Origin of the sequence: Halorubrum sp. Boch-26, from assembly GCF_029889805.1 — an archaeon.
In the GTDB taxonomy this organism is placed as follows: Archaea; Halobacteriota; Halobacteria; order Halobacteriales; family Haloferacaceae; genus Halorubrum.
The window spans coordinates 1-9,216 of the sequence record NZ_JARANT010000103.1 but is presented as its reverse complement, the minus strand read 5'-3'; the positions used below and the strand labels follow the sequence as shown (position 1 = coordinate 9,216).

Genomic DNA, 9,216 nt, shown 5'->3' with positions numbered 1-9,216 from the left:
TATCGATGTCTTCTTCGGCATACGCGCATCGCCTATGTCACGTGGGCCCGGCGATGAGTATTAGAGACTGACCCCACAGCGACCGCACCTCCCGCCTCCCCGGCCTCGTCGGACCGGCGCGATCGCGCCGGTCCGACTCCCTCGTGCGGTCTGCTCGCGGCCACCGAGGGCGGCCGCTCGCAGGCGCACGCCGGGGTCGGTTGTATACGATCGCGTCGAGACGCCCCGTGCTCCGCGTTCCGGTGCGACGCCAGAACTAATGCCCTTTTGAACGCGGGGGACCTCCGGTCACGTATGACCGAGACCTTTCGGCTCGCCACGCGCGGGTCGGACCTCGCCCTCCGGCAGGCCGGGGCCGTCCGCGACGCGTTATCGAGCCGCCGACGCGACGTGGAGCTCCGCCGCGTCGAGACCCGCGGCGACCAGATCCCCGACGAGCTGATCCACCGGCTCGGGAAGACCGGCGCCTTCGTCCGATCGCTCGACGAGGAGGTACTCGCCGGCGACGCCGACCTCGCCGTCCACTCGCTGAAGGACGTGCCGACCGAGGAGATGGACGACATGGTCGTCGCCGGCGTCCCCGAGCGCGCCCCCTCCGGCGACGTGCTCGTCCACCCCGACGGGCTCGGCATCGAGGACCTGCCCTCGGGCTCGGTGGTCGGGACGGGCTCGCTCCGACGGACCGCGCAGATCAAGGCCACCCGCCCGGACCTCGTCGTCGAGCCGCTCCGGGGGAACGTCGACACCCGGATCGAGAAGCTGCTCGCGCCCGGCCTGCAGGCGGAACACGAGCGCCGGCTGATCGCCTCGGGCGAGGCGAGCGCGGCGACCGCCGAGGAGGGCGGCGAGGGAGGAAACGGGGGCGAAGCGGGAGAGAACGGCGACGACGACGAACCGAACTGGGACGCGCTCGGCGGCGACGGAGACGCCGCGGGGGACGGAGACGAGGTCGACGAGGGGTTCGACCGCACCGTCGAGGAGTGGTTCGACTCGCTCTCGGACCTCGAACGATCGGCGATGGAGCGGAAGGTCGAGACGGAGTACGACGCCATCGTCCTCGCGGAGGCGGGGCTCCGTCGCTCCGACCTGTTTCACGAGATCCAGACGACTCGCCTCCCTCGTGAGGAGTTCGTCCCCGCGGCGGGCCAGGGCGCCATCGCGGTGACCGCGACCGACCCGGACGTGATCGAGGCGGTGCGCTCCGCGGTCGATCACCCCCGGACACGGGTGGCGGTCACCGTCGAGCGCACGATCCTCGGCGAGCTCAACGGCGGCTGCGTCGCCCCGATCGGCGTCTCGGCGCTCGTGCAGGGCGAGCACGTCCACACGCGCGTCCGGGTGCTCTCGACCGACGGCACCGAAGAGGTCGCCGACACCCGCGACCTCCCGATCCGATCGCACGCGAAGGCCGCCGAGGAGTTCGCGGCGGACTTGGCCGACCGGGGCGCCGCGGACCTGATCGCGGCGGCGCGCGAAGAGGCCGAGACCGACGAAGGGACTCGGCAGGAGGCGGACGATGAGTGAAGGGAGCACACCGGACGACGACGGCGACCGGGCGGACGACGACGGCGACCGGGCGGACGACGACAGCGACCGGTCAAGCGACGACGGCGACCGGTCGGGTGACGGGGACGCGGACGAGGTCGGCACCGTCTCCCTCGTCGGCTCCGGCCCGGGCGATCCGGATCTGCTGACCGTGAAGGCCGTCCGGCTGATCGAGTCGGCCGACGTGGTCCTCCACGACAAGCTCCCGGGCCCGGAGATCCTCGGGGAGATCCCGGCGGCGAAGCGGGAGGACGTCGGCAAGCGCGCCGGCGGCGAGTGGACCCCGCAGGAGTACACGAACCGGCGCCTCGTCGAGCTGGCGCGCGAGGGGAAGTCGGTCGTCCGGCTCAAGGGCGGCGACCCCTTCGTCTTCGGTCGCGGCGGCGAGGAGGCGGAACACCTCGCCGCGGCCGGGATCCCCTTCGAGGTCGTCCCCGGCGTCACCTCCGCGATCGCGGGCCCCGCGGTCGCCGGGATCCCGGTGACCCACCGCGACCACGCCTCCTCCGTCTCCTTCGTCACGGGCCACGAGGACCCGACGAAGGACGAGTCGGCGGTCGACTGGGACGCGCTCGCAGCCACCGGCGGCACCATCGTCGTGCTGATGGGCGTCGGCAAGCTCCCGGCGTACGCCGCCGAGCTCCGCGACGCCGGGCTCGACGGCGACACCCCGGTCGCGCTCGTCGAGCGCGCGACGTGGCCAGATATGCGCGTCGCGACCGGGACTCTGGACACCATCGTCGACGTGCGGGACGAGGCGGGGATCGAGCCGCCCGCGATCACCGTGATCGGGGACGTGGCCGCGACCCGAAACCGCGTCGTCGACTTCCTCCGGAACGACGGCAAGCGAGGTGAGGACGCGTGAGCGACGCCGACGGCGCGACGGACGGAAGCGACGCGACTGCCGGAAGCGGCGCGACGGACGGAAGCGACGCGACGGACGGAAGCGACGCGACTGCAGAGAGCGACGCGACTGCCGGAAGCGACGACGCCCCCCGCGTCGCCGTCTTCCGCCCGGCCGACGAGCGGATCGACGACGCCGCGGCCCTGTTGGAGTCGCTCGGAGCCGACCCGGTGGCGGACCCGATGCTCGCCGTCGAGCCGGCGGGCGCGACCCCGGCGACTGCGCCGTACGTCGTCCTCACGAGCAAGACCGGCGTCGAGCTCGCCGCCGAGGCGGGCTGGGAACCGGGCGACGCGACGCTCGTCGCCATCGGTCCCGCGACCGCCGGCGCAGCGCGCGAGGCGGGCTGGACCGTCGACGTGGTTCCGGACGAGTACACCTCGGCGGGGCTGGTCGAGGCGCTCTCGGGGCACGTCGACGGCGACCGAATCGAGGTGGCGCGCTCGGACCACGGCAGCGACGTGCTCTTGGACGGCCTCCGTGCGGCCGGCGCGAGGGTGAACGAGACGGTGTTGTACCGGCTGACGCGGCCGGAGGGCGCCGGCGAGTCCGCCGAGCTGGCCGCCGCGGGCGACCTCGACGCCGCCGCGTTCACCTCCTCACTCACGGTGACCCACTTCCTCGACGCCGCCGCCGAACGGGGAGTCCGCGACGCGGCAGTCGCCGGCCTGACCGACGCGGTCGTGGGGGCGATCGGCCCGCCGACCGCGGAGACGGCGGCCGAGCACGGGATCGATGTCGACATCGTTCCGGACGACGCGGACTTCGCGGCCCTCGCCGAGACGGTCGTCGAGGCGGTGATCGGTAACGGGACGGACGGCGACATCTCAGCAGCGCGTTAGGTTTCAACGACGAGAATTCGCGTCCGTCGAGACAGCACGGTGGGATACGGAGGGCCATCGAGTGTATTGACGGTGTTTTAGTTTCGTTTCAGATACGGTTTGGAGTATCATTCCTGATAATATACTCCGTGCATTTATAATCCGACAAGTGAGAAGTAACGGTATGCAACCGAGTGAGCGCTGGTCGCTGCGGACCGACGACGAGGTGTTAGTCGTCGAGTTCCCGCACGGAACGGGGCTCAGCCCCGCCGACGCCGAGGCGCTCCTCGACCGGTGGCGGACCGTCACCGCCGATCGTGTGGTGGACGCGGTCGTACTCGTCGTCCGGACGAGCCGTCCCTGCTCTGACGCCGGTCGGCGGGCTCTCCGGGAATCAGCGCAGATGGCCGTCGCCCGTGGCGTGGACCGATTCGCCGTCGTCGGCGAGCGCTCGAAGCGGCGCTACCTCAAGCAGACGATCGACGTGGAGGAAGTCGACACCGAGGCGTTCAGCGACGCCGCCACCGCGACCGCGTGGGCCCGCGCCCGGTCGAAGCCGTCCGAATCGCCGACGACGATCTGAGCCCCGCGGGTCAACCGACGGCCAGCGCCCGGTCGGAACGACGCGTGACGGCCGTCAGAACTCCGGCGCAGACCCCGTCCGTGCCGAAACCTCGATACCCGCTTCCTCGACCACGCGTTTCGCCTGCCGAGTCGCGCGCTCGCGGACGGCGGCGGCGTCGATACCGACGTGTTCGCCGTCGGCGTACCGGACCTCGCCGTCGACCATCGCGAGCGTCACGTCGTCGCCGTGGGCGGCGTACACCAGATGCGAGAGCGGGTCGTGGAGCGGGGTGGCGCGGGTGCGATCGGTGGTGAGACCGATCACGTCGGCGCGCTGTCCTTCGCCGAGAGTCCCGAGCCGGTCGAAACCGGCGGCGCGCGCGCCGTTCGTCGTCGCCATCTCCAGCACCGTCGGGGCCGGGAGCCGGGTCGGGTCGCGGGCGTCCACCTTCCCGAGCAGGCTCGCCTGTCGCATCTCGGTGAAGGGGTCGAGCGTGTTGTTACAGGGCGGCCCGTCGTTGCCGAGCGCGACCGTGATCCCGCGGTCGAGGTAGTCGTGGACCGGGGCGATCCCGGACGCGAGCTTCATGTTCGATGAGGGGCAGTGCGTGACGACCGTGTCTGTCTCGGCGAGCACCTCGCGCTCGCGTTCGTCCGTGTGCACGCAGTGCGCGAGGGTCACGTCCGGGCCGGTGAGGCCGACCTCGTCGAGCCACAGGACGTTCCGCTTGCCCGTGTCCGCCTCCACCGCCTTGATCTCCTCTTCGTTCTCGCTGGCGTGGGTGTGGATCGTCACGCCCTCGTGGCGGTCGGCGAGTTCGCGGCACCCCCGGAGGCAGGCCTCCGAGCAGGTGACGGCGAAGCGGGGTGTGACCGCGTACCGGACCCGGCCGTCCGCGGCGCCGTGGTACGCCTCGATGAGCGCCTCGCTCTCGGCGAGCGCGGCGTCGGTGTCCTCCAGCAGGCCGTCGGGCGAGTCCCGGTCCATCAGCACCTTCCCGAGCCGGGCGCGGATCCCCGTCTCGATCGCGGCCTCGAACGCCTGCTCCGCGTGATTGACGGAGAGGTGGTCGACGACCGTGGTGGTCCCGGATTCGAGGCACTCCAAGTAACCCAGCTCGGCGGCGGCGCGGGTCGCCTCGGCGTCCATCGCGGCCTCCATCGGGAGCACGGCGTCGAACAGCCAGTCGAGGAGGGCGTCGTCGTCGGCGATACCGCGACCGAGCGACTGGACCGAGTGCACGTGGCCGCCGATCAGGCCGGGCGCGACGATGTCGGCCTCGCGGCGCTCGTGGTCGGGGTACTCGTTGCAGAGGGAGGTGGCGTCGCCGACCGCGGCGACCCGCGTCCCCTCGACGACGACCGCGCCGTCGGGGAGGACGGTCTCGGGGTCGGCGATGACGGTTCCGGCGATCAGCATGTCCGTCCGTTCCTGTCGGTCGACTCTTAAGAGGGTGTCCCTCGCGGGTCGGCGGGGGCCGGCTCGGATACCCGTGGGCGCCGTCGTCCGTTACTCCAGTTCCGTCTCGCGCTCGCGCCGGCCGCGGGGCCCACGTCGGTCTCCGGCGGCGGCGACTCGGTCGTCCAGTTCCTCGGTCTCCAGCAGTCGGTCGAGCCGCCGCTCGAACTCCTCCTCGCCGATCTCGCCGGTCGCGTACCGCTCGCGGAGCGTCGTCAACGGGTCCTCGTCGGTCGTCGTCGCGGAGGACCCGTCCGAACCCTCGGATTCGGCGAGCGGGAAGTCCTCGCCGAGCAGCAGCACCAGCGGGATGAGCACGAAGAAGCCGAGGATGAACGTGGCGGGGAGCAGCGCCCCCAGCACCTCCGGGAGGAGGACGGCGAACAGCGAGGTGAGCCCGAACGAGAGGATCGCGACGAGCCCGATCAGCCGGTTCTTCTCGAACGTCGGGAGGGCCATGTCGCATGCAGTTCGACGAACCAACAAAAACGTACTGGCGGGTGTGCGCCGGCTCGTCTCACCGTTCGCCGCGCGTGTGCCGCGCGTTCGCCGTACGCTCGTCGCCGACCGACGGCTATTCGTTCCGGCCGCCCGCATCCGGATCCGTGCTCAGATACGTGACGACGAACCCCGGAAAAGTGCGCGAGGCGGAGCGCTACCTCCCGGACGGCTCGGTGGAGCGGCTCGACTTCGACTACCCGGAGATACAGGCCGACGAGCTGGGGCCGATCGCCGCGCAGGGCGCCCGGGAGGCGTACCGCCGCGCGGGCGAGCCGGTGCTCGTCGACGACGCGGGGCTGTTCGTCGAGGGGCTCGACGGCTTCCCCGGGCCGTACTCCTCGTACGTGGAGGAGACGCTCGGGATCGAGCGGGTCCACGAGATCGCGACCGACCTCGACGACCGGCGGGCCGCGTTCCGCTGCGTGCTCGGCTACTGCGACGGCGACGGCTTCGCGGCCAGCCCGGACCCGGTCGATCGGGGAGACCGGAACGCGGCCGCCGCGGCGGGACCGGACGGGGACGGCGGGGGCGATCTCGACGACAGCGGCGACGAACGCGCCGCAGCCCTCCCCGTCAAGCTGTTCGAGGGATACGTCCCCGGGCGGATCGTGGCGCCGCGCGGCGAGGGCGGATTCGGCTACGACCCGATCTTCGAACACGACGGCGAGACGTTCGCCGAGATGGACACCGACCGGAAGAACACGGTGTCGCATCGGGGCCGGGCGTTGGAGAAGTTCGCGGAGTGGTACGCGAACCGGTAGGTCGTCGTCTCAGGCGGCGTCGGCGATGGCGGCGGTCAACAGGTCACAGCCGAGTTCGATCTCGCGTTCGGTGACGTCGAGCGGCGGGAGGACCCGGAGCACGTCGTGACCGGCCGCCAGCGTGAGCAGCCCCCGTGAAAAGGCGCCCGTCAGGACCGCGTCGCGGCGCTCCGTCGAGTCGAACTGAAGTGCGAGCATCAGCCCCTTGCCGCGGACGTCGGTCACGCCCGGGAGGTCGGCGTCGCGCATCGTCTCCGTGAACTGTCGGCCCCGAACGGTGGCGTTGTCCATCAGGTCGTGTTCGCGGATCGCGTCGAGCGTGAGCGCGCCCTGCGCGGAGGCGAGCACGTCGCCGGCGCCCCACGTCGAGGAGAGTCGGCTCTTCTCCGCGGGGAACACGTCTTCGCGGGAGATCGTCGCGCCGACGCGGAGCCCCTTCGCGCCGGCGATCACGTCCGGTTCGAGCGCGTAGTGGTCGGAACCCCACAGCTCCCCGGTGCGGCCGACGCCGGACTGGATCTCGTCGGCGATCAGCGTGATGTCGTGCTCGTCGACCAGGGCGGCGATCTCGTCGGTGAACGCGTCGGAGGGGAACCGGTAGCCGCCCTCCCCTTGGATCGGCTCCAAGATGAGGTACGCCACGTCGTCGGGGTCGACGTGACCGCGCTCGGGGTCGAGCTTCTCGCGGAGCCGCGAGACGCCGTCAGCGAAGAAGCCGCACGAGCAGGTCTCGGGGGTGCAGGTCCGGTCCTCGCAGAACGGGGCGTCGTGGACGCCGCTGATCTCCGGGAACTCCCGGCGGTACACGGACTTGGACCGATTGAGCGAGAGCGCCCCGAGCGTCCGGCCGTGAAACGCGCCGTCGAACGTGATCGCGTGCTTGGCGCCGCCGGAGTCGTCGTACGCGATTTTGATCGCGTTCTCGACCGCCTCCGCGCCGGAGTTCGAGAGGAAGACGGTGTCCATGTCGTAGTGGGCGGTGACCTCGGTGAGCCGCTCCATCAGCCCGGACGACCCCGGCAGCCCGTCGCCGGGCGATTCCCCGCCGGCGACGTAGAAGTCCTGCCCGGCGATCTTCAGCGGGTCGACGAGGTCGAACTCGGAGAGCGGCTCCATGATCTTCGGGTTGTTGTAGCCGAGCGGCGCGGCGGCGACGTGGCTCGTGAAGTCCATGAGGACGTTGCCGTCGACGTCGGTGCAGAACGGCCCCTCGGCGGGCGCGGTGCGGTCCCAGACGAACTCGTACACGTACGTGCTCGGCGCGGCCGACTCGTGGTGGTAGTCGACCCACTCGCGAGCCCGGTCGCCCGGGAGTTCGGTGACTTCGGGGGAGGCCGTGTGGCGATCCATGCCGACGAGTCGCACGCGAGTGGAATAAAGCCGAGGCGATCCCGCGGTCGTTGGAGATACGTCCAACTACGGTTCGCGGAACGAGAAGAACCGGACGGTGGACGAGACGCGGGACTCAAGATATCGAAGCAGGAAGTCGGCCCAACCGGTCGATCAGTGGTCGACGTACTGCGCTTCCCACTCGGTCCGGGCGTCGATCTCGCGGCGTCCGCGGCGTGTCAGCGTGTAGTAGTTCGTGCGGCGGTCGCGCTGGCCCTTCTCCACGAGTCCCTTCTCCACGAGCGTATCGAGGTTGGGATACAGTCGGCCGTGGTGGATCTCCTTCTCGTAGTAGTCTTCGAGCTCCTCTTTGATCGCGAGTCCGTGAGGTTCGTCAAGACCGGCGATCACGTAGAGTAGGTCACGCTGAAAACCCGTGAGGTCGTACATACAACTAGCGGTACGTTCATATTCTAAATATATAAATATATCGTTATAAGCGGCACCGATCCGCGCTTGGACCCGCGTATTCACCCGTATTCCTCGGATCGGTTCTGTCAGTATTTCAACTATGAAGCGTCGGTTCAGGGGGGAATCGCACGCTCTTCTAAATGCGTTAGATGTGACACATCGATACGAGAGCCGAACGCTCGCGACGGTCGAGTTGTGGATGCGCAGAAAGCCGGCGCGCCCGACGCGGAAAAAAGCCGCGTCGGGCGGCCGATTGGTCCCCGCTGACGCTTCGGCCCTCCAGACGAAGCGTCACCTGACAATACAGGGTTCGAAGTGATAAAGCTAACGAGGGAGCGCGATTGGTGTTTTGTCGGTTACACGTTACGAGGGTCGAGACGAGTCGACGGATCTGTAACAGTGGGTCCGGCTTACATGTGCTCTTCTTCGAGCACCCACCCGAGCGCGCGCTTGTAGTGGGTGAACAGCTCCTCGACGCCGCGGTGGGACATCTCCTCGTCGTCGAGCTGCTCGCGGAGGAACTCGTACTGCTCGCGGACTTCGGCTTCGGAGCGCATGGCCGCGGATACGTGGCGTGTGGGGATAGTGTTGTGGCCCCCGGTACGTTCGAGTCGATCGCGGATCGGCGGTCGGTCACTCCGGAAGCCCCAACCGTTCGCTTGAGAGCGGGCGACAGCAGTTCGACCGTGAACACCTCCAAGGCCCCAGTCTCCGGCGGCAACGCCGCCGGCAACGACCTCTTTGAGCCCTCCGCAGCACAGCGACCGCAGCCTCGCGCCTCCCCAGCCTCGACGGACGGGCCGGCGCGGCTCCGCCCGCGCCGGCCCGCCGCCTCCCTCGCGCGCGCTCCTCGCGACCCGC

At 70.1% G+C, this 9,216-nt stretch carries 10 protein-coding genes; 5 read left to right on the top strand and 5 right to left on the bottom strand.

Translation table 11 applies throughout. From position 1 onward, the window contains the following. Positions 1–294 precede the first annotated feature (294 nt). The 4 genes from hemC (at position 295) to OQF71_RS12560 (ending at position 3,853) form a co-directional block, all read left to right on the top strand. On the top strand, positions 295–1,524 hold the full coding sequence (gene hemC / locus OQF71_RS12575) for a hydroxymethylbilane synthase (RefSeq protein WP_280588086.1): 1,230 nt from the start codon (positions 295–297) through the stop codon (positions 1,522–1,524). Then, complete coding sequence (gene cobA / locus OQF71_RS12570) at positions 1,517–2,410, top strand: uroporphyrinogen-III C-methyltransferase (RefSeq protein ID WP_280588085.1); 894 nt, start codon at positions 1,517–1,519, stop codon at positions 2,408–2,410. The genes hemC and cobA overlap by 8 nt, the downstream gene beginning before the upstream one ends. Further along, on the top strand, positions 2,407–3,291 hold the full coding sequence (locus tag OQF71_RS12565; RefSeq protein WP_280588084.1) for a uroporphyrinogen-III synthase: 885 nt from the start codon (positions 2,407–2,409) through the stop codon (positions 3,289–3,291). The genes cobA and OQF71_RS12565 overlap by 4 nt, the downstream gene beginning before the upstream one ends. A 163-nt stretch (positions 3,292–3,454) precedes the next feature. Beyond that, entirely contained in the window at positions 3,455–3,853 is a 399-nt protein-coding gene (locus OQF71_RS12560; RefSeq protein WP_280588082.1) for a hypothetical protein, read from the top strand. A gap of 54 nt (positions 3,854–3,907) precedes the next feature. Here the strand turns inward: OQF71_RS12560 and OQF71_RS12555 are convergent, their stop codons facing one another. After that, the gene (locus OQF71_RS12555) at positions 3,908–5,254 is read right to left on the bottom strand and encodes a 5'-deoxyadenosine deaminase (RefSeq protein ID WP_280588073.1); all 1,347 of its coding nucleotides are present in this window, start codon (positions 5,252–5,254) and stop codon (positions 3,908–3,910) included. Positions 5,255–5,344: 90 nt separating this feature from the next. After that, positions 5,345–5,752: an SHOCT domain-containing protein gene (locus OQF71_RS12550; RefSeq protein ID WP_280588071.1), complete on the bottom strand. Its 408-nt coding sequence runs from the start codon at positions 5,750–5,752 to the stop codon at positions 5,345–5,347. Positions 5,753–5,898: 146 nt separating this feature from the next. Between OQF71_RS12550 and OQF71_RS12545 the strand changes: the two genes are divergently transcribed. Then, positions 5,899–6,555, top strand: a complete 657-nt coding sequence (locus tag OQF71_RS12545) for a non-canonical purine NTP pyrophosphatase (protein ID WP_280588069.1) — start codon at positions 5,899–5,901, stop codon at positions 6,553–6,555. A 9-nt stretch (positions 6,556–6,564) separates the two neighbouring features. Here OQF71_RS12545 and OQF71_RS12540 read toward each other — a convergent pair whose 3' ends face one another. The 3 genes from OQF71_RS12540 to OQF71_RS12530 form a co-directional block, all read right to left on the bottom strand. Continuing rightward, positions 6,565–7,905 carry an aminotransferase class III-fold pyridoxal phosphate-dependent enzyme gene (locus tag OQF71_RS12540; RefSeq protein ID WP_280588067.1) on the bottom strand — a complete coding sequence of 447 codons (1,341 nt, stop codon included), beginning with the start codon at positions 7,903–7,905 and terminating at the stop codon, positions 6,565–6,567. Positions 7,906–8,058: 153 nt separating this feature from the next. Then, positions 8,059–8,334: a PadR family transcriptional regulator gene (locus OQF71_RS12535; RefSeq protein ID WP_004046948.1), complete on the bottom strand. Its 276-nt coding sequence runs from the start codon at positions 8,332–8,334 to the stop codon at positions 8,059–8,061. A 431-nt stretch (positions 8,335–8,765) separates the two neighbouring features. Further along, positions 8,766–8,912, bottom strand: coding sequence for a hypothetical protein (locus OQF71_RS12530; protein WP_280588064.1), 147 nt, complete (start codon positions 8,910–8,912; stop codon positions 8,766–8,768). Positions 8,913–9,216: the final 304 nt, after the last annotated feature.

Bases quoted from the DNA above. Each gene is read 5' to 3' on its own strand.
- OQF71_RS12540 (WP_280588067.1), bottom strand. From the start codon at position 7,905: ATGGATCGCCACACGGCCTCCCCCGAAGTCACCGAACTCCCGGGCGAC.
- cobA (WP_280588085.1), top strand. From the start codon at position 1,517: ATGAGTGAAGGGAGCACACCGGACGACGACGGCGACCGGGCGGACGAC.
- OQF71_RS12530 (WP_280588064.1), bottom strand. From the start codon at position 8,912: ATGCGCTCCGAAGCCGAAGTCCGCGAGCAGTACGAGTTCCTCCGCGAG.
- OQF71_RS12550 (WP_280588071.1), bottom strand. From the start codon at position 5,752: ATGGCCCTCCCGACGTTCGAGAAGAACCGGCTGATCGGGCTCGTCGCG.
- OQF71_RS12555 (WP_280588073.1), bottom strand. From the start codon at position 5,254: ATGCTGATCGCCGGAACCGTCATCGCCGACCCCGAGACCGTCCTCCCC.
- OQF71_RS12560 (WP_280588082.1), top strand. From the start codon at position 3,455: ATGCAACCGAGTGAGCGCTGGTCGCTGCGGACCGACGACGAGGTGTTA.
- OQF71_RS12535 (WP_004046948.1), bottom strand. From the start codon at position 8,334: ATGTACGACCTCACGGGTTTTCAGCGTGACCTACTCTACGTGATCGCC.
- hemC (WP_280588086.1), top strand. From the start codon at position 295: ATGACCGAGACCTTTCGGCTCGCCACGCGCGGGTCGGACCTCGCCCTC.